The organism is Thiopseudomonas denitrificans (genome assembly GCF_002866065.1).
GTDB classification, from domain to species: Bacteria; Pseudomonadota; Gammaproteobacteria; order Pseudomonadales; family Pseudomonadaceae; genus Thiopseudomonas; species Thiopseudomonas denitrificans.
In genome coordinates this window covers 22,777-48,449 of the sequence record NZ_LNJZ01000009.1, presented here as the reverse complement: position 1 = coordinate 48,449, position 25,673 = coordinate 22,777, and the positions used below count along the sequence as shown (strand labels likewise).

Below are 25,673 nucleotides of genomic sequence, written 5' to 3'. Positions count from 1 at the left end.
GCTTTTGCTGATTATAAGTGCAGTATCACGCTGCAGGACACTGCTGGTGATGCCAAAGTGCTTCCTTGGTCTATGAGACTTCCTAATCCGGGCGTCATGGTTGTATATTGGTCCGGATTTTGTGATTTGCGTCACACTGCTGGCGTGATCTGTCTAGGCACTGAACACTTGAGGACCCTGTCGGATGATGACGCTATACCGGACAGTAGAAAAAGCATTCTGGTTCACCCTGACCAGAAAAATCATTGGCAATGTGGCAGCAATGCTGCTGCCGACAGCATTGCTGATTGCAGGTCTCGCCTATTTGCTGATCGATTTGAGGCAGCAGCTGGAAGGTCAGGGGGTTGCACAGCAAGTTCCGCTGGACAGTTTCTGGACTCTGCTGGCGCTGGCCGGACTGTTTGCCACCGGGACGGGAGTCTTCACGATATTTTTCATGCGGGCCATTTTTGTCAGGCCGATCAGGGACATCACCGAGGTTTTGCAGGCGGTAAAGGATAAAAACGGTGATATTTCAGCAGTGTTGCCTGATTACACCTTTGATGAAATATCCCAGATGGCACGCAGTTACAACGAGTTTACCACTCAGCTCAAGGAAATGATCAGCCAGACCCGCACGCATTCGGTTGATGTGGCCCTGAATGCGGCAAAAGTGCAGAAAATGGTTCAACAGGCCAACCGCTCCTCGGTGGTTCAGGAGCAACAGGCCGAGCAGATCTTCGAGTCCAGTAGCCAGTCTACCCAGGCGATTGATGAAATCGCCCTGAATACCACCCATATCAGTGACCAGACACAGCATAACTTGCGTGACATCCACCAGTCCGGCATGGACCTTGAGCATGCCTCGGAGCAAATTCAGGATGTTGCACGTCTGGCCCAGGGGTTTCAGGAAACGGTCAGCACACTGAGCAGGAATTCGGAAAACATCACCAACATCCTGCGGTTGGTCGAGGAGTTTTCGGACCAGACCAACCTGTTGGCGCTCAATGCCTCGATCGAGGCGGCCCGTGCCGGTGATGCCGGGCGCGGCTTTGCCGTGGTGGCTGATGAGGTGCGCCAGTTGTCCCGCAAGGTCGGTGAAGCGACTCAGCAAATCGGCACCAACATTTCAGAAATGAGCCGGCTGGTAGGACAAACCGAAGCCGGAGCCGGCACCATCCTGGAAAATGTACAGCAGGCGGAAGGCTTTCTGACCCGCACCAGTGACCAGTTTACCGGCATGGTGGCCAGCTTTGAGCAGATGAGCCAGCAGCTCAGTACGATTTCGACCGCAATTGAAGAACTGTCTGCCACCAACCGGCTGACCCACCAGAACGTTGCCAGCATCGCCGAGCTGTCCCACTCGGTCAAGGAAGACATGGACCTGTCGCAGACCAGTGCTTACGAGCTTGAGGAGGCCACCCAGAAAACCCAGGAAGTGTTGTCACGCTTCATCATTGGCTATGGTGGCTTTGAAACCACGACCCGGCTGGGAATGGAGTGGGCCGGACAGATCATGCAGGTAATGGAAGCGCTGAATGCCAAGGGTGTCGACCTGTTTGCCAAGGATTATCAGGCGCTCAACCCGGAAGACCGCTATGTGCAGTACATGACAAGTTATGTGCGCAGCCTTGAGCCGGTTTTACAGCCTGTTCTGGATGGTTTTCTGCAGCAACAGCCTGACTTCGCCTACGCCGTGGCATCGAATACGGATGGCTACGTCCCGGTGCACCATGCCCGAGTCTCTCGGCCCAGAACCGGTAATGCGGAAGAGGACAACACCTATAGCCGCAATATGCGCAAGTTTTTTGATAGCCGTGCGGAACAGCGGCGCTGTACCCATGACAGCCCGTTTCTGCTGCAAACATTCATCCGGGATACAGGCGAGATTCTCAATGACCTGTCGATCCCGCTGTATGTTTCCGGCCGGCGCTGGGGTTCGTTGATCATGGGCTTTGAAACACGCCATTTGCTCGCGCAATAATGAGGGGCAGGGCGCCATAACGGTTGCCGTGCCTGTATGTGACAGGAGTGGGTATCCAGGCTCTGCGGGAACAGCGTGAAACCGGTGACAAACACCAATTTCAACCATAAAAAAGCCCCGCTTGTGGCGGGGCTTTTTCTCAGCCGTGCAACTTATACAGTTGGCAGCTCGGCTTTGTCAGCGGCTTCCTGGTATTTGGCCATCTGATCAAAGTTCAGGTAGCGATAGATATCGCCAGCCATGCTGTCGATGTTCTTCGCGTACTCCATGTACTCTTCCACGGTTGGCAGCTTGCCGACGATGGAGGACACGGCCGCCAGCTCTGCAGATGCCAGGAACACGTCGGTGTTGTCACCCAGACGGTTCGGGAAGTTACGGGTGGAGGTGGAGACCACGGTGGCACCGGTCTTGACGCGGGCCTGGTTGCCCATGCACAGCGAGCAGCCGGGCATTTCCATGCGCGCGCCGGCACGGCCGTAAATGCCGTAGTAGCCTTCTTCGGTCAGCTGGTACTGATCCATGCGGGTTGGCGGAGCCAGCCACAGACGGGTCGGGATGCCACCCTTGACCTGATCCAGCAGTTTGCCGGCGGCACGGAAGTGACCGATGTTGGTCATGCACGAACCGATGAACACCTCGTCGATGTCGCGGCCCTGTACGGAAGACAGCAGACGGGCATCGTCCGGGTCGTTCGGCGCACACAGGATCGGCTCCTTGATGTCGGCCAGGTCGATCTCGATGACGGCAGCGTACTCGGCATCGGCGTCGGCAGACAGCAGCTCGGGCTTGGCCAGCCATGCTTCCATCGCCTGGGCGCGGCGCTCGATGGTGCGTGCATCGCCGTAGCCTTCGCTGATCATCCAGCGCAGCATGGTGATGTTGGAACGCAGGTACTCGGCAATCGCGTCTTCCGGCAGCTTGATGGTACAACCGGCAGCGGAACGCTCGGCAGAGGCGTCGGACAGCTCAAAGGCTTGCTCGACGGTCAGACCGTCCAGACCTTCGATTTCCAGGATGCGGCCGGAGAAGATGTTCTTCTTGCCTTTCTTCTCTACGGTCAGCAGGCCTTCCTGGATTGCGTAGTAAGGAATGGCATGAACCAGGTCACGCAGGGTGATGCCGGGGTTCATCTTGCCCTTGAAACGCACCAGTACGGACTCTGGCATGTCCAGCGGCATGACGCCAGTGGCGGCGGCAAAGGCAACCAGGCCGGAACCGGCAGGGAAGGAAATGCCGATCGGGAAACGGGTGTGGGAGTCACCACCGGTACCTACGGTGTCAGGCAGCAGCATGCGGTTCAGCCAGCTGTGGATGATGCCGTCGCCGGGACGCAGGGACACACCGCCACGGTTCATGATGAAGTCGGGCAGGGTGTGGTGGGTGTTGACGTCGATGGGCTTGGGGTAAGCCGCAGTGTGACAGAAGGACTGCATCACCAGGTCGGCGGAGAAGCCCAGGCAAGCCAGGTCTTTCAGCTCGTCACGGGTCATCGGGCCAGTGGTGTCCTGGGAACCGACGGTGGTCATCTTCGGCTCGCAGTAGGTGCCGGGGCGTACGCCCTGACCTTCAGGCAGACCGCAGGCGCGACCAACCATTTTCTGTGCCAGGGTGAAACCCTTGCCGCTGTCGGCAGGTGCTTCAGGCTTCTTGAACAGGGTGGAAGGAGCCAGGCCCAGCTCGGCGCGGGCTTTTTCGGTCAGGCCACGGCCGATGATCAGCGGGATACGGCCACCGGCGCGGACTTCGTCCAGCAGCACTTCGGTTTTCAGCTCGAAGTTGGTGACCAGCTCGTCGCTGCCGTTGCGGCGCACTTCGCCCTTGTACGGGTACACGTCGATGACGTCGCCCATGTTCAGGTTGGTGCAGTCAAACTCGACTGGCAGGGCACCGGCGTCTTCCATGGTGTTGTAGAAGATCGGGGCAATCTTGGTGCCGAAGCAGAAACCGCCGGCACGCTTGTTGGGTACGTTCGGAATGTCGTCACCGAAGAACCACAATACGGAGTTGGTAGCGGATTTACGGGAAGAACCGGTACCGACCACGTCACCGACGTAGGCAACCGGGTGGCCTTTGGCCTTCAGTTCTTCCATCTGCTTGATTGGACCAACGGAGCCGGGCACGTCAGGCTTGATGCCGTCGCGCTCCATTTTCAGCATGGCCAGCGCGTGCAGAGGGATGTCAGGACGGGACCAGGCATCCGGAGCCGGAGACAGGTCGTCGGTGTTGGTTTCGCCGGTGACCTTGAACACGCTCAGGGTGATTTTTTCTGCCAGGGCAGGGCGGGAGGTGAACCACTCGCCGTCGGCCCAGGACTGCATCACGGCCTTGGCGTTTTCGTTGCCGGCTTTGGCTTTTTCGGAAACGTCATGGAAGGCGTCAAACATCAGCAGGGTGTGCTTCAGCTCGGCAGCGGCGTTGGCAGCCAGCTCGGCGTTGTCCAGCAGGCTGACCAGGGTTTCGATGTTGTAGCCGCCCTGCATGGTGCCCAGCAGCTTGACGGCGTGAGCCTTGTCGATCAGGGGGGAGGTTGCGTCGCCTTTGGTGATGGCGGACAGGAAACCGGCTTTGACGTAGGCGGCTTCGTCAACACCCGCGGGGACGCGGTTGGTGATCAGGTCCAGCAGGAATTCTTCTTCGCCGGCAGGCGGGTTCTTCAACAGTTCAATCAGGCCGGCGGTTTGTTCAGCGGTCAGCGGCTGTGGCACAACGCCCTGGGCTGCACGCTCTTCTACGTGTTTACGATAGGCTTCAAGCACAGTTTTTACCCTCATCAGTGGCCCGTTACACAGGTGTCGGGCGCTTATTTAGAAGCTGTTTTCACAAATGTCCGGCAACTTGCCGCAGCGAGTGAAAAACAGCTCTGTCAATATTTTGAAAACAGCTTCAAATGGGACGGAAAGGCCAAAAAGGCGGCACTATTCTAAGCGAAATTGGCTATCAAGTTAAGTGGCAGGTGCAAAATCTTGGTTGTCAGCGGCTTAGACGAAAGAAGTGCTCCGGCAGGCGGCCGGTATTTTTCGTGCGGGGGTGGCACCCGGGCCGGGCGGGCAATGGCCATGCCTGGAGGGGCATGGCCAGGACAGGAATCAGCGTTGCAGCTGGTTTTCCAGATAGTCCATCACATTCTTCGGTTTGACCACCAGTACGTCGGTTTCCAGCGCGTCCAGCACCACCTCGGCTGTGTTGCCTATCAGGGCACCGGACAGACCGGTACGGGCGACGGTGCCGACAACAGTCAGCATGGCATGCAGCTCTCTGGCCATGCGTGGAATCAGCACGTCCGCCGGGCCTTCCTTCAGGTGCATGCTGGCCGGGTCCAGGTTGAACTCTGCAACGAACTTCTGGCATTCCTCGCGATAGCGGGCCTCAATGGTTTCACGCAGCTGGAAGGTCGGGTCGGCAGCCGACAGCATGGGAGCCGGATGAGCGGTGAATACATGCAGGCTGGCGCCGGTAACCTCTGCTGCTGCCAGCGCATTGTTGATCAGGCTGGCATGCAGGGCCCGGTGTTCGGAACCGCTGTTGCCCACATCCACCGCGGCGAGGATGGTGCCGCTCTTGTCCCAGATCCGGCTGCTTTTGACAATCAGTACCGGAACCGGGCAGTAGCGCAGCAGTTTCCAGTCGTCGGGGGTGAGCAGGGCACGCTTGAGCGGGTTTTCCGGGAAGTGCTGCTTGACCACCAGGCGGCAGTTTTCCGCACGCTGGGCCTGGATGATGGTTTCGTGGAAGTTGTCACGCCAGGACTGCTGGGTGCTGACGCTGATATTCTCGGCCTGCAGCTTGTCCGCTGCCTGTTTCAGATAGTCGCCGTGAATGTTGCGGCGGTCGCACACCAGCAGGTGCAAATGGGCACCAGTGATCTTGGCAATCTGTCTGGCGCGGTCAAGGGCGTAATCTTCCGGCTGGTTGGGGGTCATGACCACCAGGATTCTGCGGATGCTATGCATGTTGATCTCCTGCGAAGTTCATCAATCCGCATCTGTCATGACAACTGCAGATGCCGGACTGGAGGGTTGTCGTTATTATTGGTATGCGTTCAGTTTAACTGATATCAGGGCAGAAATTCTGACCCGCGTCAGTATGCTGCAAGTGACCGGGGGATGTATATTGTCGCCCCTGTTTTATATCGGTTGTTTGGTTGTTCTTGACATGATTCCTGAAATTGAAGCGTTTTTGTTGTGCGAAACTCCCCCTGCCTGGATTGAGCAGGCCCTGCAGCATCCGGAAGAGTTGCTGATCGATCATGCCAACTGCGAGAAGAAAGCGGCGGGAACGGCGCTGACCCTGATGTTCCGCTATGCGGAGAAAGAAGATCTGCAGCAGAAGATGTCGCGGCTGGCCCGCGAAGAATTGCGACATTTCGAGCAGGTCACTGCCATCATGAAAAAACGCGGCATCAAATACCGCCAGCTCAGCGCATCCGAATATGCCAAACGCCTGCACCAGCATGCCCGCATCCAGGAGCCGGGCCGGCTGATTGATACCCTGATCATCGGTGCCTTCATCGAGGCGCGCTCCTGCGAGCGCTTTTATCGGCTGTTGCCGCACCTGGATGAAGAGCTGGGCAAGTTCTATCAGTCGCTGCTGAAGTCCGAAGCGCGGCATTTCGAGGACTACCTCAAGCTGGCGCAGCAATACAGCAAGGAGCCGATCGAGGAACGGGTGGCGTTCTTTGCCGAACAGGAGCGTCAGGCCATTTTCACCGCTGACGCAACATTCCGTTTTCACAGCGGCGTGCCGGCCCTGTAGGTCCGAATTCATTCGGACAAACCCGGCAGAGCGGGGCTATAGAGGCATGTGCGAATAAATTCGCAGAGGAATACCCTCCAGGGCACAGCACGGCGGCCATGTGTGCGGCTTTTGCTGTTACTGCTCTAATGCATCAACCCATCTGCCATAACCGCGGGCCTCCATGTCGGCCAGCGGGATGAACTCCAGGCTGGCACCGTTGATGCAGTAGCGTTTGCCGCCACGCTCACGCGGTCCGTCAGGAAATACATGCCCGAGGTGCGAGTCGGCATGGCGGCTGCGCACCTCGATGCGGTGCATGTTGTAGCTGGTGTCAATGTGTTCGGTGACGGTGCCGGCGGCAATCGGCCGGACAAAGCTGGGCCAGCCGCAACCGGCGTCATACTTGTCGGCAGAGCTGAACAACGGCTCGCCACTAACGATATCAACGTAGATGCCGGGCGCATACAGACTGTCATATTCGTGGGTGTAAGCGCGCTCGGTACCGTTTTGCTGGGTAACCTGATACTGCAGCGGCGTTAGCGTCTGGCGCAGGGTGGCATCATCGGGCTTGCTGTACCGTGGTTGTTCTTCCTGCAGTGGTACTGCGGCCAGGCCCAGGTCAATGTGGCAGTAGCCGTTCGGGTTCTTCAACAGGTAGTCCTGATGGTATTCCTCGGCCCGAAAGAAGTGCTCCAGTGGCAGGTTCTCCACCACCAGCGGTTGCTGGTAGCGCTGCTGCAATTGTTCCAGGGCACGGGCGACCTGCTGGCGCTCGGCCGGATCGTTACTATAGATACCGGTGCGGTACTGGGTACCACGGTCATTGCCCTGGCGGTTGAGGGTGGTCGGATCAATGATGCGAAAATAATGCTGCAGCAACTGCTCAAGACTGATCTGTGCAGGGTTGTAAGTGACCCTGACCGTTTCGGCATGGCCGGTCTTGCGGTAAATCACGTCTTCGTAGCTGGGGTTCTCCGTGGTGCCATTGGCATAGCCGGATACCGCATCCAGCACACCGTTGATGCGCTTGAAATAGGCATCCACGCCCCAGAAGCAGCCGCCGGCCAGATAGATTTCACGCGCATTGATGGCGCTGGCCTGCTGTTTGCCTGCCGGCTGGTAAAAGCTGCCGGAAGGCTGTTCCAGTGCCACCTGCGTATTGTTGAGCAGGGCCAGAATTTGTTGCTTGTCGAGGCTGCCACGAACCTGGCGCAACAGCTTGCCGTCGGTGCCGAGCAAAACCCAGGTCGGGTAGACCTGTACGCCGAAGTGGCGCACCCATTCGCCTTTGGGATCCAGCTGCAGCGGCAATCCGGGGTAATCCAGCCCGCTGTACCAGGTCTGGAATTCTGCCATGGGCATTTCTCCCAGCACACCGGGTGAGGCCAGTGTCCAGATGTTCAGGCGAGCCTGCAGCTCGGCATCGCTGGCCAGGGCTTCGGTGTCCTCCAGCTCGGCCAGGCAGCGCGGACACCAGCTGGCCCAGAATTTGATGAGTGTGGGTTTGTCATTGTGCTCAAGCATGGCGAGGTTCCCGGGGTTGTCTTGCAGGACGGGCAGCTGTGATGCAGGGGTCTGGCTGGCCGCCTGCAGTGTCGGGCTGACCAGAAAAAAGCTGGCAATACACAGTGTAATGAACAGGCATGAACGGTGCATTATTGGATTCCAAAGCTGCGTTTGCCCGATTATTGCACAGTTTTCTGCTGGCCGTTGGCCGGAGAAGCGAGCCGGCGGTAGTGTGACAAACTGTTATCAGCATCACAGAATGACCGGAAAGTTTTACCTGTTCGTCGATATGGCTTCACTTCGATTAGGATATGCACGGGGACAGCCGGAGAGGGAACGTCCCCTAGCACCTGTTGTCAGGTGTGTGATCCAGTCCATTCAGAAAAGGTACTTCACAATGAAAAAAACATTACTGGCATCCTTGCTCTGTTCCGCCAGCCTGCTGTTGACCGCTTGTGGTGACGAGGCTCCCGGACAGTCCACAGCACCGGAAAAACCTGCCGCATCCGAACAGGTCCGCGAGGCTGCCAAAGCAGTCGTGAACGAAGCTGAAGAAAAGGTGGAAGAGACGCTTGAAAAGGCGGAAGAGGGCGCGGATACGTTGGCCGATAAAGCCAGGGAAGCCTATGCCGAAGGCAAGGATGCTGTTGTTGAAAAAGCTGGGGAGGTCAAGGATGCCGTAGCCGAAAAAAGCGAGGCGCTTAAAGAGTCTGCTGCTGAAAAAGCCGCAAAGGCCAAAGAAACCCTGACTGAAAAAGCCGAAGACGCCCGGGAGGCGCTGAAATCCGGCCTGCACAAAGGTGCCGAAAAAGCTGATGAAGCAGCCGGCGCGGTAGAGGATGCGATTGAGGAAGCGAGCGGAGAAGCGGACGAATAAGCTGCTCTGGATGCATAAAAAAACCGCAGACAATCAGCCTGCGGTTTTTTTATGCGGCCGTGTCAGGCCTGCAACACGATGAATTCCATCAGGGCCTTTTGTGCATGCAGACGGTTTTCGGCCTGTTGCCAGACCACGGCACGGGGGTCGTCCAGCAGGCTGTGGCTGATTTCTTCGCCACGGTGGGCCGGCAGGCAGTGCATGAAGAGGACGTCCGGCGCAGCCTTGTTGAGCAGAGCTTCGCTGACCTGGTAGCCCTTGAAGGCCTCCATGCGCTCACGGGCTTCCTCTTCCTGGCCCATGGAGGCCCAGACATCGGTACTGACCAGGTGGGCTCCCTTGATGGCTTTGGCCGGGTCATAGATGATCTGTACCCGGTCGCCGGCTTTTTCCAGCAGCTGGGCGCTGGGCTCGTAGCCCATCGGGCAGCCTACGCGCAGCTGGAAGTCAAACTGCATGGCGGCTTCGATATAGGAGTTGCACATGTTGTTGCCGTCACCAATCCAGGCCACGGTCTTGCCGGCAATGCTGCCGCGCTGCTCGACGAAGGTCTGCATGTCGGCCAGCAGCTGGCAGGGGTGGGAGTCATCCGACAGGGCGTTGATGACGGGTACGGACGAATGGCGGGCAAACTCTTCCAGGCCGGAGTGGGCAAAGGTGCGGATCATGATCAGGTCCAGCATGCTGGACATCACCCGGGCCGAGTCGGCCAACGGCTCGCCACGGCCGAGCTGGGTATCGCGCGGCGACAGGAAAATCGCGTTGCCGCCGAGCTGAAAAATGCCGGTTTCAAATGAAATACGGGTACGGGTCGAGGCTTTTTCAAAGATCATGCCCAGCATGCGGCCTTTAAGTGTTTCGTGGGCCACGCCTTGCTGGCGCAGCTGCTTGAGCTCGATGGCACGCTGGATGATCTGGTTCAGTTCGGCTGGCGAGCAATCGAACAATGATAAAAAATGCCTGATGTTCATGTTGGAAAGTTCCGTGCTGGTAGGCTGCTACAATAAACAGGGCGCAACCGTAAAACGGGTGATTTTATCGGGTAGAATGCTGCAGGTGCAAATATTACAGGGTGATCCGGATCAAGAAGGCTGGGTTTTGCCTGTGTTCAGAGCCTTTTGCAGACGGGATATAGTTGACCGGGTAGCTAGGTTATAGGTTAAAATGCCTGCATTCACGCCGTCCTGGTGTAGATGTTTAAACTTGTTGAGGTGAACTGTGGATATTATTGAAACCATCAAGGAACAAATTGCCAGCAACCCCGTCCTGATTTACATGAAAGGCTCGCCCAATGCGCCCCAGTGCGGTTTTTCCCAGCGTGCCTCCCAGGCGCTGATGAGCTGCGGCGAGAAGTTTGCATTTGTTGATATTCTGCAAAACCCGGATATCCGCGCCAATCTGCCGGGCTACGCCAACTGGCCTACCTTCCCGCAGCTGTGGGTCGGTGGCGAGCTGGTCGGCGGCTGCGACATCATCACCGAACTGCACGAAAGCGGCGAGCTGTGCAAGCTGGTCAAGGAAGCGGTAGAGAAAGCTGCCGAAGAAGCCTGATCCGCGCTGCCTGACGAGAAAGCCCCGGTTTTTTACCGGGGCTTTTTTGTGTCCGTCTGTTGTTTCCGCAGGCTTACACCAGGCTGCGGTTCAGTGCGCTGAACAGCGCCTTGATGCTGGCAGTGGTGATGTTGTGGTCGATGCCGACGCCAAACACCGGCCGCTGGCCGTCCCGGCGCAGCTCGATGTAGGCAGCGGCACGGGCATTGCTGCCGCTGCCGATGGCATGTTCGTTGTAGTCCATGATCTCGATGTCTTCAGGCAGGCTGGCCGCCAACGCGGCAATGGGGCCGCTGCCCGCGCCCTGAAGTTGCACCGGCTGCCCGTTCTTGTGCACTTCCACCTGCAGCTGGCTCTCGCCACCGCTTTCCTGCAGGCTGTGGGTCTGATAGGCATAAGGTGTGTGTGCCTGCAGATAATGGGTGTCAAGCAGGTTGTAGATCTGCATGGCCGACACTTCCGTACCGGAGCGGTCGGTTTCTTCCTTAATCACCTGGCTGAACTCGATCTGCATGCGGCGCGGCATCTGGATGCCGTATTCCTGTTCCAGCAGGTAGGTCACACCGCCCTTGCCGGACTGGCTGTTGACACGAATCACCGCCTCGTAGCTGCGGCCGATATCGGCCGGATCGATCGGCAGGTAGGGCACCTCCCAGATACCGTCCGGGTCCTGCTGGGCAAAGCCCTTGCGGATGGCATCCTGGTGCGAGCCGGAAAATGCGGTATGCACCAGGTCGCCCACGTAGGGGTGGCGCGGGTGTACCGGCAGCTGGTTGCACTCTTCAACGACCTGGCGAATGTGGTCGATGTCGGAGAAATCCAGCTTCGGGTCGATGCCGTGGGTGTAAAGGTTGAGCGCCAGGTTAACCAGATCCACGTTGCCGGTGCGCTCGCCGTTGCCGAACAGGCAGCCTTCGACACGGTCGGCACCGGCCAGCAGGCCGAGTTCACTGGCGGCCACGCCGGTACCCCGGTCGTTGTGGGTGTGCAGGCTGACCACGATCTTGTCACGGTTGTTGATGTGTCGGCAGAAATATTCGATCTGGTCGGCATAGACGTTGGGCATCGCCACTTCGACGGTAGCCGGCAGGTTGAAGATCAGCTTGTGGGTGTCGGTCGGCTGGATCACCTCGCTGACCGCGTTGCACACCTCGACGGCGAATTCCGGCTCGGTGGCGCTGAAGGTCTCGGGCGAGTACTCGAAGCGCCAGTCGGTGTCCGGCTGCTGGGCGGCGTATTTCTTCAGCAACTGCGCGGCATGTACGGCCAGCGCCCTGGTGCCGTCCTTGTCCTGCTTGAATACGATCTTGCGGAACGCGGGGGAGGTAGCGTTATACACGTGCACGATGGCCTTTTTCGCACCCTGCAGGGACTCGAAAGTGCGTGCGATCAGGTCTTCACGGGCCTGGGTCAGTACCTGGATGGTGGTGTCATCCGGTACCAGGTTGTCTTCGATCAGCAGGCGCACAAAGTCGAAATCGGTCTGGGAGGCGGACGGGAAACCGACTTCGATTTCCTTGATGCCGACCTGCACCAGTGTCTTGAAGAACTTCAGCTTCTTGTCCGGGCTCATGGGCTCGATCAGCGACTGGTTGCCGTCACGCAGGTCCGAGCTGCACCAGATGGGCGCTTCGGTCAGGATGCGGTTGGGCCAGGTGCGGTCGGGTAAATTGAGGACAGGGTAGGCGCGATATTTCTTTGCCGGATTCTTCAACATGCTCATGAGGTCTGCCTTTTTGAGGTTTTATTGCACAAAAGTGGCCCGGTAGAGGCCGGAATGGTGATAAAGCTACTCGTATGTGTGTTTTCATGCAATAAGTGTTAAAAAATTGGCAGATAATCCTGTTGTGGCTGTTTGTTTGTCGATCTTTTTGCGTCAAATCAAAAAAATTGTAATAAACCTGCCTTGCGCTGTTCTATCGCACCTGCTGTGCCGTGCCCTGTGGTAGATTGGACACTCTGTCGAACCTGCCCGTGAGTGATACTGTGCCTGAACGGCTGTTTTTCCATCCTGCATTCTGGCTCGGCTGCTTTGCCGTGCTGATGATGCACCTTGGTCCCCTGATTTCAGGGGTGCAGGGAGTATCGGCCATGCAGGATGTGCCGTTTCTGGAACTGCCGCTGCATGCGGAGCATGGTGCCGTGACTGCCGCTTCCGGCCATGATGCCGACCATCATGCGTTGATGGGGCACCGGCCCAATCCGTTCCTGCCCGACTGGGTCAACAACCTGAAGATGTGCGGCTATTGCGAGCTGTTGACGCTTAGTCCTGCGCTGATTTTGGCGCTGGTCTTTGCACTGGCCTTGCTGGCTGCGCGCCCGCTGTCCATTGCCTGGGCAGTTGCCGAAGTCTATGCCTCCCGCTTCTGGCATCACGCCGCCCCGCGCGCCCCGCCTGTCTTTGTCTGAATGGCATTGCCGTTTTTTTGATTTGTTGCCCTGCACGAAGTCGCAGGGTCCCGTGTCGTGTGTGGATTCTGCGACTGCGCTTCGCTGCACGCAGAATGACGACAGGGCGTGTGCTTGCCGGTGTAGGTGCGAATTCATTCGCACAAAATTACCTGAAGGCATACGCCGGGGCTCGCCCGGACAGGTTTGTACGAGACTGCCGGGGCTCATTCGCATGGGTTGCGCGAATGAATTCGAATGGGTTGTGCGAATGAATTCGCACCTACAAAAGACGCGGTAATGCCTTTGCCTTTTTCAAATCCTTATTGAATTGTTGAAAGGAGGGGCCTGTTTGTGCAGGCTCCCACAGGTAAAAGCATGCAAAAATTCATCTGCAACAAGCAGCCGCTTGCCGTGGCTGTCGTACTGGCGCTGGCCGCCCAGGCACAGGCTCACGAACATGATCATGACCAGCAAACCACCCGCCTGCCGACTTCGGTGGTGACGGGTGTGGCGCAAAGCTCGCCGGGCACCGTGGTCACCGATCCCAAGCTGCCGCGCCAGCCGGTACCGGCCAGCGATGCCGCCGACTATCTGAAAACCATTCCGGGCTTTAGCGGTATGCGCAGCGGCGGGGTTAACAGTGATCCTTCCTTTCGTGGCATGTTTGGTTCGCGCCTCAAGATTTTGAGCAATGGTGGCGAGATGCTTGGTGCCTGTCCCAACCGTATGGACTCGCCCAGCTCCTATATCGCACCGGAAACCTACGACAAGCTGACCGTTATTAAAGGACCGCAGAGTGTGCAGCATGGTCCGGGCAGCTATGCCGCAGTCGTGCTGTTTGAGCGTGGCCCGGAGCAGTTTGACGAGCCCGGCATGCGCATTGATGCCAACGTGGTTGCCGGTTCCAACAACCGCTGGGATCGCAATCTGGATGCCGCTATCGGCAACAGCCAGGGCTATGTCCGCCTGATGGGACAGGCGACCCGGGCCAGTGACTACAAAGACGGTGGTCGTAATAAAGTGCCATCACGCTGGGACAAGTGGAATGCCGAGACTGCGCTGGGCTGGACACCGGATGATGACACCCTGCTGGAGCTGACCCTGGGGCGGGGTGATGGCGAGACCCGTTATGGTGGGCGCGGCATGGACGGAACCCGCTTCCTGCGCGAAAACACCGCCTTGCGCTTCAAGAAAACCAACATGAGCGAAACCTGGACTGCCTTTGAAGCACAGCTGTACTACAACTACGCTGACCACATCATGGCCAACGACAAGTTGCGTCCGGCGCCGCTAATGCCAAATGGCATGCCGATGGCAATGGCGACTCAGGTGGATCGCCGCACACTGGGTGCCCGGGTGAAAAGCACCTGGGAATGGGATGACTTTGAGCTGGTAGCCGGTATGGACGCGCAAACCAACTGGCACCGTCTGCGGGCCAGATATGGCAGTTATCCGATGAACCAGCCTTCTGTGGTGCGTAGCCATATGGAAAAAGACGCCGAGATGAATCAGCTTGGAGTCTTTGGCGAGCTGACCTGGGCGCTGACCGAACGGGATCGCCTGATCGGCGGTTTGCGGGTTGACAGGCATGAAGCAACGGATGAGAGGGAGTACCTTGAGGGGCGCCGTAATATTCCCGCCTGTCCAGATGTGGGCACGAACCTCAATTGCCAGCCTAACCCGACCGCCAACAAGAAGAGAACAGACACCTTGCCTAGTGGCTTTATCCGCCATGAGCACGATATGGCCAGCCTGCCGGCTACAGTCTATATGGGATTGGGTCATAGCCAGCGTTTCCCGGACTATTGGGAGCTCTTCTCGGCCGCCAACTTGTCTGACGGCGCAGGTGGCTATCTGCCAACCGCTTTTAAAACGGTCAATCCGGAAAAAACTACCCAGCTGGATTTTGGCTTCCAGTATGCTCAGGGCCCGGTAGAGCTTTGGGCTTCAGGCTATGCCGGCTTTATCCGTGACTACATTTTATTCTCTTACAAGGGCGCCAATACAACTGCGCACAACGTCAATGCCCGCATCATGGGTGCGGAAATTGGCGGTTCACACCGCTTCGCACCGGGCTGGAAAGCCGATGCCAGTCTGGCTTATGCCTGGGGTAAAAACAGCAGTGATGGCCGCCCCTTGCCGCAAGTGGCGCCAATGGAAGCACGCTTTGGCCTAGGTTATGAAAGGAATGACTGGAGCGCGGGTGGTCTGTGGCGCGTAGTGGGCAAGCAGAGCCGTGTCCATGAAGGCTACGGTAACTCGATTGGCAAGGATTTCGAGAAGAGTTCCGGATTCGGCGTGTTCTCGCTTAACGGGGCTTACCGCATCAATAGCAACTGGAAGTTTAGTGCCGGTATCGACAACCTGTTCAACAAGGAGTACAGGGAGCACCTGAACCTGGATGGTGTGGATATCGCAGGATATTCAGCCGACTCCAGAATGAACGAGCCGGGCCGCATTTGGTGGACACGTATCGACATGAGTTTTTAACGGCTCAAATGGCCGGCTGCAGGCATAGAAGGCGGGCAAACCTTGTGCATGCCGGGCCGGTCTGATTGAGGAACGCCAATTGGGGCGCGACCGCGGGGCAGGGATGCCAGACAGCCGCACTGGTCAGACCCCGGTTGGCGTTTTTTTATATGTGCAGACAGCTGGCGGATGCCGTCATGCCGACGTCCGCTGCCCGAATACTGAGCTGAAATCCCCGCCACTGGGTGCCTGATACAGGCGCAGGCCAAACTCTGGCGCAATGGCCAGCAAGTGGTCAAAGATATCCGACTGGATGCCCTCGTAAGCAACCCAGGCCGTGGTGTTGGTGAAGCAGTAGATCTCCAGCGGCAGGCCTTCGGCAGTGGGCTGCAGCTGGCGCACAATCATGGTCATGTTCTGGTGTACACCCGGGTGGTTGCGCAGATAACGCTCGACGTAGACACGAAAGGTGCCGACGTTGGTCAGACGCCGGGTATCGACCGCTTCGCCAGCCCTGGCATGGATGTGGCGCTCGTTCCACTGGTTGAGCTCGTCGATCTTGCTGTCGAAGTAGCCGTACATCAGCCTGAATTTTTTCAGGTTGTCTATTTCGTCTTGCGTCAGGAAACGGATGCTCTGCTGGTCGATCAGCAGGCTGCGCTTGATGCGCCGGCCACCACTTTCCTGCATGCCGCGCCAGTTCTTGAACGAGGAGTTGATAAAGCTCTTTATCGGCACCGAGGAAATGGTCTTGTCCCAGTTCTGGATCTTGATGGTGTGCAGCGCAATGTCGATCACGTCGCCGTCGGCATTCTGCTGCGGCATCTCGATCCAGTCGCCGACACGAATCATGTCGCCGGAGGAGATCTGCACGCTGGCCACCAGCGACAACAGGGTGTCCTGGAAAATCAGCATCAGCACCGCAGCCATGGCACCGAGCCCGGAGAACAGGATCAACGGTGAACGGTCGATCAATGTGGCAATGATCAGCAGCGTGGCCAGGGCATAGATGACGATCTTGACCACCTGCAGATAGCCCTTGATGGGCTTGCGGTGGGCGTCGGGGCGACGGTTGTAGAGGTGATTGACCACATCCAGGGCGGCGCTGATGGCCATGGTGATGGTGAGAATGATGAAGCCGCTGACCACGTTGAGAATGACGGTGACCAGCATCGGTGGCAAGTGCGGCACCGCATGCAGGCCGGAACTGATGACCAGCGCCGGCGCAATGTTGGCCAGTCGCTTGACGGTGCCAAAATCGTCCGAGTGGCCCTGGGTCAGATGCTTGAGCAGGCTGTAGAAACCGCGTACCAGGATTTTCTTGATGACCTGGTTGACGACCAGGGCAAAAAGGAGCAGCCCGGCGGCGTAGACAAAGGTTTCCAGCAGGGGGAACTCGGTGATCCACAGCTCCCAGAATTTGGTTGTCGCTTCCATTGAAAACTCCTGTTGTGGTCATGGCAGGTGTCGGACATGTCTGTGTCGGACAGCAGCTTTGCCCGATTGTTGCCTGGCTTATGATATCAGGCCCCGGGCTGGTTGCCTGTTCCGGGCTGTATCGACGATACCTCGACCTGCAGGCTGCCATCGGCCAGACGTATACCCAGTGACTGGCCGGGCGCGGCCTGGTGTACGCTGTGAATCACCTTGTGCTGCGCATCGGTGGCGATGGCGTAGCCGCGATCCAGCGTGGCCAGCGGGCTGACCAGTTGCAGGCTGCGCACCAGCTGCTGAAAGCGGGCAGCCTGTTGTTGCCACTGGCGCTGCACTCCCTGTTGCAGGCGTTTGTCCAGTTGCTCCAGCTGCTGGCGCTCGGTACGCAGGCGCTGGAGCATGGCCTGGCCGTCCAGTGTCCGCCGGGCCTGCTGCAGTTGCCAGTCGATCTGTTGCAGCTGCAGGTTGATGCCGCGGGTCAGGCGCAACTGCAGTTCGTCGAGCCTGAGGGTGTTCTGCTCGATACGCTCGCGCGGGTGGCGCATGCGCTTGCTGTGGGCATCCAGCCGCAGCTGGTGGTTTTGCAGGATACCGCGTATGCGCAGGGTCAGCCGTTGCTGCATGGCTTCCAGGCCGTGCAGCAGTTGCCCGCGATCCGGTGACAACAGCTCGGCTGCGGCGGTGGGTGTCGGGGCGCGAACGTCGGCAACGAAATCGCTGATGGATGTATCCGTCTCGTGTCCGATGGCACTGACCACAGGAGTGGTGCAACTGGCCAGGCAGCGGGCCACGGCTTCTTCATTGAAGCACCAGAGGTCTTCCAGCGAGCCGCCGCCACGGGCCAGGATAATGGCGTCAAAACCGGCGCTGTCGGCCAGCTGCAGGGCGCGGATGATCTGTCCGGTGGCTTCCTTGCCCTGCACGGCGGTGGGCACCAGCACCAGCTCGACGTGCGGAGCACGGCGGGCAAAGACACTGATGATGTCGCGGATCACGGCACCGGTCGGCGATGTCACCAGCCCGATACGGCGCGGGAAACGGGGCAGGGCCTGCTTGCGCTCCGCTGCAAACAGACCTTCCTGCAGCAGCTGCTGTTTAAGGGCCTCGAAAGCCGCCCGCAAAGCACCTTCGCCGGCGGCTTCCATCTGGCTGACGATCAGCTGGTAGTCACCGCGCCCTTCATAGATCGACAGGCGGCCGGTGACCCGTACCTGCACGCCATCGGCGGCCTGCTGGCGCGAGCGCTGAGCGTTTTGCCGGAAGAAGGCACAGCGGATCTGCGCATTGCTGTCTTTCAGGGTGAAATACAGGTGACCGGAAGCCGGGCGGGCCAGGTTGGAGATCTCGCCCTCGACCACCACTGCCGGAAAGACATCCTCCAGCAGATGACGGGCACGCTGATTGAGCTGGCTAACCGAGAGGACGTCTTGCTGGATCATCAAACTTGCCTTGTTCAGGGGGAATGCACGGGGCAGGCATTGTAGCCGGTTTTACGGCAGGTTTTCAGTGGCGGGTACTGTTCTGCCTGTTGCCGTTTTCATACGGGGCCAGACTAGACAAAAAATGCAAAACAATTGGCGTTTTGCTCCCCGGTATGCTATAAAACGCGCCGCTCTGCAGGAAAGTCCTGCGAGCCACTTAATCCACACACATACCGACACGTTTTTCTGGGTGCCCTGCGGGGTTGAAAGGCGGGGTATGTGGAGGCTTAACCCGAATCATTACAGGAATCATCATGACTCAAACCGTATCCATGCGCGAGATGCTGCAGGCTGGTGTTCACTTCGGTCACCAGACCCGCTACTGGAACCCGAAAATGGGCAAGTACATTTTTGGTGCGCGCAACAAGATTCACATCATCAACCTTGAAAAAACCCTGCCAATGTTTAACGAAGCCATGAGCTTCATCGAGCAGAAAGCCGCAGGCAAGAACAAGGTTCTGTTTGTCGGCACCAAGCGTTCCGCCAGCAAGATCGTCCGTGAGCAAGCCCAGCGTTGCGGCATGCCTTACGTTGACCACCGCTGGTTGGGCGGCATGCTGACCAACTACAAGACCATCCGTACTTCCATCAAGCGCCTGCGTGACCTGGAAGTCCAGGCCCAGGACGGCACTTTCGACAAGCTGACCAAGAAAGAAGCCCTGATGCGTACCCGCGATCTGGAAAAGCTGGAGCGCAGCCTGGGTGGTATCAAGGACATGGGCGGCCTGCCTGACGCCATCTTCGTGGTAGACGTTGACCACGAAAGCATTGCCATCAGCGAAGCCAACAAGCTGGGCATCCCCGTGATTGGCGTAGTGGACACCAACAGCAGCCCTGCCGGTGTTGACTACATCATTCCTGGCAACGATGACGCCATTCGCGCCGTTCAGCTGTACCTGACTGCTGCCGCCGACGCGGTCGTGCGTGCACGTCAAAGCGGTGCCACTTCTGCCGAAGAGTTTGTAGAAGTCGCCAACGAGGCAACCGAAGCCTGATAACGGCTTTCGCGCCTTAAAAAAGGGGGCGTGGCCCCCTTTTTTGTCCGAATTGGAGCGCAGCGGCCACGAGCGGCTGCGCATGCAAACTGATTTTACGAGGAACTACGATGTCACAGATTACTGCTGCAATGGTTAAAGAGCTGCGCGAGCGTACCGGTCAGGGCATGATGGATTGCAAAAAAGCCCTGGAAGCTGCTGGCGGCGATATCGAAAAAGCCATTGACGACATGCGTGCCGCTGGTGCCATCAAGGCCGCCAAAAAAGCCGGCAACATTGCTGCCGAAGGCTCCGTCGCCATCAAGCTGGCCGACGACGGCAAAAGCGCAACCATCATTGAAGTCAACTCCCAGACCGACTTCCTGGCTCTGCAGGACGACTTCAAGGGCTTTGTTGCCGACAGCCTGGACATTGCTGCCGCCAAAGGCTACACCGATGCCGCACCACTGATCGAAGAGCGTGAAACCGCCCGCGAAGAGCTGGTTGCCAAGACCGGTGAAAACGTCAACATCCGTCGCATTGCCCGCGTTGAAGGCGACGTACTGGGTGCCTACCAGCACGGCAACCGCATTGGTGTTGTGGTTTCCCTGCAGGGCGGCGACGCCGAACTGGCCCGCGACATTGCCATGCACGTAGCTGCCAGCAACCCGCAAGTGGTCAACCCTGAAGAAGTTTCCGAAGAGCTGGTTGCCAAGGAAAAAGAAATCTTCATGCAGCTGAACGAAGACAAGATCAAGGGCAAGCCAGAGAACATCGTTGAGAACATGGTCAAGGGCCGTATCAACAAGTTCCTGTCCGAGATCAGCCTGGTTGGTCAGGCCTTCGTCAAGGACCCTGAAGTCACCGTTGGCAAGCTGGCCGAAAAAGCCGGTGCCAAAATCATTGGCTTCACCCGCTTTGAAGTGGGCGAGGGCATCGAGCGCAAAGAAGAAGACTTTGCCGCCGAAGTTGCCGCCCAGGTTGCCGCTTCCAAGAAGTAAGCAATTCGCTGCATAAAAAACCGCCCCTGCCGAAAGGTTGGGGCGGTTTTTTTGTGTTTGCTGTTTTGTTTTACAGTGGTTGTCTGTACCGGCAGTTATGTACGTCGAGTCGGGAACGCTGGCCCATCAAAACATATGGCAATGTTGCTACAAATGTAACGAGGGTTTATCCATGATTACGACTATCTCAAGCCACGAGCTCAACCCGGGGCCTGGCCAAGGCCAAGCGTGATGCGCTTGATGGCCCGGTGTTTATTACCGATCGCGGAGAGCATCCAGCATTCTGCAAAAGCAGGGCAAGGACAAAAGCAGTGAGGGTGGCCCGACTTACGGCACCCTGGTCAAGCTGCCTGCGTTATGGACGCAGATTTGCCAGTGCGGTGGCCAGCGAAGCCCTGAGCGGGCGCTTGCTGTTGCTCGATGTACAGCATTTGATTGGCGTGAGGCCGGGGAGATGGAAAGATTTCCACCACCCGTCATTTCCCGCGTAGCGTAGTGAAGTCGTGGAATCCATAGCCTCCATGGTTGGCTTGGTAGCTACCATGCTTTGCCCCTGTCTGCATGGTAGGGCGCAAGCTGTAGTAGGTTCGATTACCCGCTCCATGCTTTCCAGCAATGAAACCAAACTCATGGATTTTTATAGCAATCCGTTTATTATTGGCATCGTATTCATACCCAGAGTATTAAAATCATGCCAAGACTAAACTGGCTAGCTACTCACACACTACCTGGCGATGTTCTGCTGCAGTCCTGGCTGCTGGAGCATGGAATCAGCTATTCACTGACGCAAAGGTATGTGCAAAGCGGCTGGCTCAAGAGGTTAAGTTCCGGTGTATTTTTCCGTCCGGGTGCAGATGAAGACATGCAACCCGGCTGGAAAAATGCCCTGCTTGCCGTGCAAGAACAGCAGGCCTTGCCTGTTCACCTGGCAGGCTTGTCTAGTCTGGCTTATCAAGGCCTCAGCCATTATTTGCAGCTTGGCCACGCACAAATTTGGCTGGGCACCAAGGGTAAACAAGCCCTGCCCAAGTGGTTTAAAAACTTTTCCGGGCAAAACTGGATTTTTTGTAGCAGCAGCAAGCTGGAACTTTTACCAGAGCAGGACTTAAAAAAAATACCCGTCGAGGGCAAGGAGCTCATGGCAAGTACGGTTGAACTGGCTGCCTATGAGATCGTCGATGCCATAGGCAAGCATATTTCTTTTGAGCATGTCGCCGAACTCTTCCAGGGGTTGGTCGGTTTAAGTCCCAGAAAAGTGCAGTCCTTGCTTGAACGCAGCCATGCAGTACAAACCAACCGGATATTCCTGTTTTTGGCTCGCCACCATGGCCATCAATGGGTAAATCGTTTGGATGAGAGCAAAATAGAACTGGGTAGAGGCAAGCGCCAGGTGGTCCAGGGCGGTGTTTATGATGAGCAGTACCAGATCACGGTACCGGCGATACTAGGAAAAGCTGATGAGTAATATCGCAGCACCTGATTGGCGTGAGGCTGGATAGATTGAAAGATTTCCACCACCCGTCACTCCGCACTTAGCGTAGCGAAGTCGCGGAATCCATAGCCTCCATGGATGTATAGCTTGCCCGGTTCGAGGCGATGTACCTGTTTCCACTTTGCTTGTTCACCGGTTGGCAGGCGCGGCCTGGTAAGCCTGGTGCGGATGACTTTCCGTTTCAGGGTACTTCAGCTTCAGCAAACCCTCATTCACCAAGGGTCGCAGATAGGTTCGCCGCAATTCCTTGCTGTCTTTGCGCCCAAGTACCTGACACAACTCGTTAGCACTCATAGGTTGCAAGCTGCATAGCTCCAGTAACAGCTGCCTGACCACTTCTTGCCTAGGCTTTGCCCCTGCTGCTAGCAGTTTTTGCTGCAAGCTGGGGGGGATTTGTGGCCAAGCTTGGGGGGATTCGCTTAATCCCCCCGAGTTAGGTGGTGGGTATTCGTTACTTCCATGGCCTGAACTGGGTGGGATTACGTCTGTGCTTAGTGCTAGCAAGCTGTAATAGGTTCTATTCCCCGCCCCATGTTTTTCCAGCAATCCCCGGTCGCGCAAACGGCGTAGCACTCGGCTGGCGGTGAGGGTGTCCATGCCGGAAAAATCACGACAGGCGCTGTTGTCCACTGCGCCGGTGGCGCGGGCGTAGATCAGCACTTTGGTTTCTTCGTCGTCCAGTGGCTCGCTGGTCAGGGTGCGCAGCCAGGCGTGGTCATCTTCGCTAAGCAGGTTATGCAGGAAAACGGTGACGCAAAAGCTGTCGCCTTGGCGGTCTGATTTGAACTCTGGCGGGCTCAGATCGGCATCTGCAGATAAACGGCGCATGGTACGAATACCGGAGCCTTTGGCCTCGGCCAGGTTCAAGTCATGCAGTACAGCACCGAGCAGCGGATTGCGCGGCCAGGAACCAGGTCGTCCAAGTTGGTCTTCAGGCTTGATGGAATGGCCGATATTGCGGAACTCGATGCGGTTGCTGTAGCGAATGATTTGTATCGGGCTGTGCTTGAGGTAGGTGCGATGCATGACAGCGTTGGCGATGGCCTCGCGCACCACCTTGCGCGGCACTATGGGCTCTTGCACGCTGTAGGGCGAGTCATCCGGCAGGTGGAAACCGCGCGGTAGCTCGTCGATTACGCTGGCTTCTGCCTGTGGCAAGGCCAGCACCAGCGGTTTGCGGATTTCGATGGACTGGAAGCGGTCGTGCGGGTCTTCAATCCACTCCACGCCCGGCACGCGGATGTAGTCAATTTTGGCCATGGGCAACATACGGCGCAGCGCCATGGGTTTGCCAAACAACAGAATACCGGCCAATGTCGGGCGTAGCTGATCGTTGTCGTAACGCAAAGCGCCCAGCGCTTCGAGTAACTCGGTATCGCTGTAGGCGAGTTCTTCTGCCTGTGCATTAACCGTCGCCCGCTTACGGCGGTATTCGGCAATGGCTTGCGGATCAAAGTCGTCCATACGGGCATCTTGCAGAATGGTCGAATCCGGGCCGTGTAAGGGTTGGCTTGAGCCACGCAAAGCCCAAAGGTCTTCATCCACACAGCGCTGATCGGTAGAGCCAATACGACGATAAGCGCCGCCGGGCAATCCGGTGGCGGTTTTGCGGGCGTAGTCGAAGTCGTTGTCGAACAGGCGCTGGCGGGTGGCGAGGTGGTCGTCGCTGTTGGCCGGTGTGTCGGGGGTGAAGGCGGCGAGCAGATCGCTGGCCGGGCTTTGGCTGGCCTGGTTGTCCGGTTTGAAAAAGCTGGCCCAGTCGATGTCCTGCATGTCGGGCATGGCCGGGATGCTGGCCGGATCGGCGGCGGGGTTGAGCAGTTCGGCCTCCATGGCGGCGGCGGTACGGGCTTCGCCTTCTTCCTTGTTGAACTCGCTGGGGTCGCCGATGTTTTTGCCGGCCTGGGCATCCTTGTTGATCAGGACTTCGAGAATGCGTGTGTCGCCCTGGATCTTGGGGTGCTGGCTGTCGGTGAGCAGGTAGCGGATCAGTGGTTGGCGGGTCTGGCCGTAGCGGTCGATCCGTCCGTTACGCTGCTGGAACACCATCAGCGACCAGGGAATGTCGAAGTGGATCATGCGGTGGCTGAGGTGGTGCAGGTTGATACCTTCAGAGGCCACGTCGGAACATAGCAGCAGGCGCAGTGGGCTTTGCAGTTGGTTGAAGCTGTTGACGGTATCGGCCAGCTCGCGGTCGCTCATGTCGCCGCGCAACAGGGCGACCTGGTCTTTTTTCAGCTTGCAGGTTTTGGGCAGGTGCTGCTGTAAAAACTCCAGCGTGGGGATGCTTTCGGTAAAGATCACCAGACGGTCGTCGGGCTGGCTGGCATCCCAGCTGCCGTTGATGAGGGTATCGACCAGCAGCTGGTATTTGCTGAAGCTGGCCTGGTCGATCAGCACGCAGTGGTGGCGCAGCTCTTCAAGCTGCTCGATATCGTGGTCGATTTGCTGTTGCAGCTGCGGGTCGCTGGTTTTCTCTTGCCGGTTGGCCAGGCGCTGGAGGCGGTTGTCCAGTGTGCTGAGCAGGGCGGCAGGGCTGGAAAACAGCGCTTTCATCAATGTGGTGCGGAATAGCTGGCCGGCACCCGTGCCCTTGAGGGTCTGAAAGCTGGATGTGGCTAGTGCCTCGTAAAGCGCTTCTTCTGCCGGGCTGGCTTGCACTTTGAGCGTGGCAATGTCGCGGTCGGGGAAGCTGGTGCTGAGCTGGTCGCGCACGTCGGCCTTGAAGCGGCGGATGACCAGCCCTTTGTCGCGGTAGTCGTTGCTCTGGTAGTCGGACGGGTTGGCGATGGCGGTCGGGTCGAGCATGTTGACCAGGCTGGCGAAACTTTCCGGCTTGCCGTCGTGCGGGGTGGCGGTGAGCATGACCAGGGTATCGGAGCGGGTGGCCAGCAGTTTGGCCAGCCGGGCACGCTGGGAGCGGCTGCCGCGCTCGGCGACGTTGTGGGCTTCGTCGATGATGATGATGTCCCAGTAGGCCTGTTCCAGATAGTGGCGGTATTCGATGTCCTGCTTGAGGGTGTCGATGGAAATAATGGCGCGGTCGAAATGGTGGAAGGGGTTGTGGTTGGCCGGGATGCGGTTGCGCACCCGCTGCAAGCCCTGCGAGTCCAGACGGGTGAGGCCGATGCTGAAACGGTTCCAGAACTCCTGCTGGAACTGGGTGAGCATGGCTTTGACCGCCAGCACCAGAATGCGCTTGCCCTTGCCACGGGCGATCAGCTCGCTGACCAGAATGCCGGCTTCGAGGGTTTTACCCAGACCCACGGTATCGGCAATCAAAATACGCTGGCGCGGTTGGCGCAGCGCCTGGCGGGCCGGCTCGAACTGGTAGGGCAGCAGGTCAAGGGCGGCGTGCTGGCCGGCGTAGATGCGGTCGTCAGTGGGGACGCTGTTGCGAATCAGGGTATCCAGGTACAGGCGGCTGGCGCGGTACTGGCTGGAGGGGTCGTCGACCAGTCGGGTGTCTTGCGGCTCCAGCACGCGGATGCGCGGTTCCAGCTTGCTCAGAAAGGTGGTTTCGCGGCCCAGCACCAGCTCGGACAGGCCCTCACAAACCAAGGCTTCACCGCCGTCGGTGGTGCGGTCGATACGTTTGATGCGCCATTCGGCATCACGAACTTCAATGCGGCTGCCGGGGGTGAAAAGCTGCGGGTGCATGGGGCGGGTCCTTGTGCGGGTGAGCTGTTAGCTGGGTAAAAGTCGCTACTTTAGCAAACCGGTAAAAAATTGGAGTGATCTGGGGCGAAAAGCTGAGGTTTTTAATCATATTACGGTCGGTTTTGATAAGAAGTGCTGGC

The 25,673-nt window shown here is 58.0% G+C and carries 17 protein-coding genes; 9 read left to right on the top strand and 8 right to left on the bottom strand.

Annotated elements, in window-relative coordinates; translation table 11 throughout:
• The first annotated feature begins 184 nt into the window (after positions 1-184).
• Positions 185-1,963: a methyl-accepting chemotaxis protein gene (locus AR306_RS09470; protein ID WP_206167998.1), complete on the top strand. Its 1,779-nt coding sequence runs from the start codon at positions 185-187 to the stop codon at positions 1,961-1,963.
• Positions 1,964-2,115: 152 nt separating this feature from the next.
• Here AR306_RS09470 and acnB read toward each other — a convergent pair whose 3' ends face one another.
• Together acnB and AR306_RS09460 are read right to left on the bottom strand one after the other, a co-directional pair.
• Positions 2,116-4,719, bottom strand: coding sequence for a bifunctional aconitate hydratase 2/2-methylisocitrate dehydratase (gene acnB, locus AR306_RS09465; RefSeq protein ID WP_101497344.1), 2,604 nt, complete (start codon positions 4,717-4,719; stop codon positions 2,116-2,118).
• 330 nt (positions 4,720-5,049) lie between these two features.
• The gene (locus AR306_RS09460) at positions 5,050-5,913 is read right to left on the bottom strand and encodes a universal stress protein (protein ID WP_101497343.1); all 864 of its coding nucleotides are present in this window, start codon (positions 5,911-5,913) and stop codon (positions 5,050-5,052) included.
• Between the two features lie 202 nt (positions 5,914-6,115).
• On the opposite strand from AR306_RS09460, the gene miaE reads away from it, so the two are divergent.
• The gene (gene miaE, locus AR306_RS09455) at positions 6,116-6,715 is read left to right on the top strand and encodes a tRNA-(ms[2]io[6]A)-hydroxylase (RefSeq protein ID WP_206167997.1); all 600 of its coding nucleotides are present in this window, start codon (positions 6,116-6,118) and stop codon (positions 6,713-6,715) included.
• Between the two features lie 117 nt (positions 6,716-6,832).
• On the opposite strand, the gene msrAB is transcribed toward miaE, so the two are convergent.
• Complete coding sequence (gene msrAB / locus AR306_RS09450) at positions 6,833-8,353, bottom strand: bifunctional peptide-methionine (S)-S-oxide reductase MsrA/peptide-methionine (R)-S-oxide reductase MsrB (protein ID WP_101497342.1); 1,521 nt, start codon at positions 8,351-8,353, stop codon at positions 6,833-6,835.
• 109 nt (positions 8,354-8,462) lie between these two features.
• Here msrAB and AR306_RS09445 point away from each other — a divergent pair, with 109 nt between their 5' ends.
• Entirely contained in the window at positions 8,463-9,080 is a 618-nt protein-coding gene (locus AR306_RS09445; RefSeq protein WP_133539614.1) for a hypothetical protein, read from the top strand.
• 62 nt (positions 9,081-9,142) lie between these two features.
• On the opposite strand, the gene argF is transcribed toward AR306_RS09445, so the two are convergent.
• Positions 9,143-10,051 (bottom strand): ornithine carbamoyltransferase, encoded by a 909-nt coding sequence (gene argF, locus AR306_RS09440; protein WP_101497340.1) that lies wholly within the window; start codon positions 10,049-10,051, stop codon positions 9,143-9,145.
• Between the two features lie 247 nt (positions 10,052-10,298).
• On the opposite strand from argF, the gene grxD reads away from it, so the two are divergent.
• The gene (grxD, locus tag AR306_RS09435) at positions 10,299-10,631 is read left to right on the top strand and encodes a Grx4 family monothiol glutaredoxin (RefSeq protein WP_101497339.1); all 333 of its coding nucleotides are present in this window, start codon (positions 10,299-10,301) and stop codon (positions 10,629-10,631) included.
• A 73-nt stretch (positions 10,632-10,704) separates the two neighbouring features.
• Here the strand turns inward: grxD and leuA are convergent, their stop codons facing one another.
• Entirely contained in the window at positions 10,705-12,354 is a 1,650-nt protein-coding gene (leuA, locus tag AR306_RS09430) for a 2-isopropylmalate synthase (protein ID WP_101497338.1), read from the bottom strand.
• Positions 12,355-12,605: 251 nt separating this feature from the next.
• Between leuA and AR306_RS09425 the strand changes: the two genes are divergently transcribed.
• Entirely contained in the window at positions 12,606-13,040 is a 435-nt protein-coding gene (locus AR306_RS09425; protein ID WP_133539616.1) for a DUF2946 domain-containing protein, read from the top strand.
• A 357-nt stretch (positions 13,041-13,397) separates the two neighbouring features.
• Positions 13,398-15,512, top strand: coding sequence for a TonB-dependent copper receptor (locus tag AR306_RS09420; RefSeq protein WP_101497336.1), 2,115 nt, complete (start codon positions 13,398-13,400; stop codon positions 15,510-15,512).
• A gap of 174 nt (positions 15,513-15,686) precedes the next feature.
• On the opposite strand, the gene AR306_RS09415 is transcribed toward AR306_RS09420, so the two are convergent.
• Together AR306_RS09415 and xseA are read right to left on the bottom strand one after the other, a co-directional pair.
• The gene (locus AR306_RS09415) at positions 15,687-16,928 is read right to left on the bottom strand and encodes a mechanosensitive ion channel family protein (RefSeq protein ID WP_101497335.1); all 1,242 of its coding nucleotides are present in this window, start codon (positions 16,926-16,928) and stop codon (positions 15,687-15,689) included.
• An 86-nt stretch (positions 16,929-17,014) separates the two neighbouring features.
• Entirely contained in the window at positions 17,015-18,364 is a 1,350-nt protein-coding gene (xseA, locus tag AR306_RS09410) for an exodeoxyribonuclease VII large subunit (protein WP_101497334.1), read from the bottom strand.
• 296 nt (positions 18,365-18,660) lie between these two features.
• Between xseA and rpsB the strand changes: the two genes are divergently transcribed.
• The 3 genes from rpsB (at position 18,661) to AR306_RS09395 (ending at position 21,846) form a co-directional block, all read left to right on the top strand.
• Positions 18,661-19,401, top strand: a complete 741-nt coding sequence (gene rpsB, locus AR306_RS09405) for a 30S ribosomal protein S2 (RefSeq protein ID WP_101497333.1) — start codon at positions 18,661-18,663, stop codon at positions 19,399-19,401.
• Between the two features lie 110 nt (positions 19,402-19,511).
• A complete protein-coding gene (gene tsf / locus AR306_RS09400; protein ID WP_101497332.1) occupies positions 19,512-20,381 on the top strand; it encodes a translation elongation factor Ts in 870 nt (289 codons plus the stop codon).
• 691 nt (positions 20,382-21,072) lie between these two features.
• The gene (locus AR306_RS09395) at positions 21,073-21,846 is read left to right on the top strand and encodes a type IV toxin-antitoxin system AbiEi family antitoxin (RefSeq protein ID WP_455431902.1); all 774 of its coding nucleotides are present in this window, start codon (positions 21,073-21,075) and stop codon (positions 21,844-21,846) included.
• Between the two features lie 156 nt (positions 21,847-22,002).
• Here the strand turns inward: AR306_RS09395 and AR306_RS13470 are convergent, their stop codons facing one another.
• The gene (locus AR306_RS13470) at positions 22,003-25,533 is read right to left on the bottom strand and encodes an SNF2-related protein (protein WP_206167996.1); all 3,531 of its coding nucleotides are present in this window, start codon (positions 25,531-25,533) and stop codon (positions 22,003-22,005) included.
• Positions 25,534-25,673 lie beyond the last annotated feature (140 nt).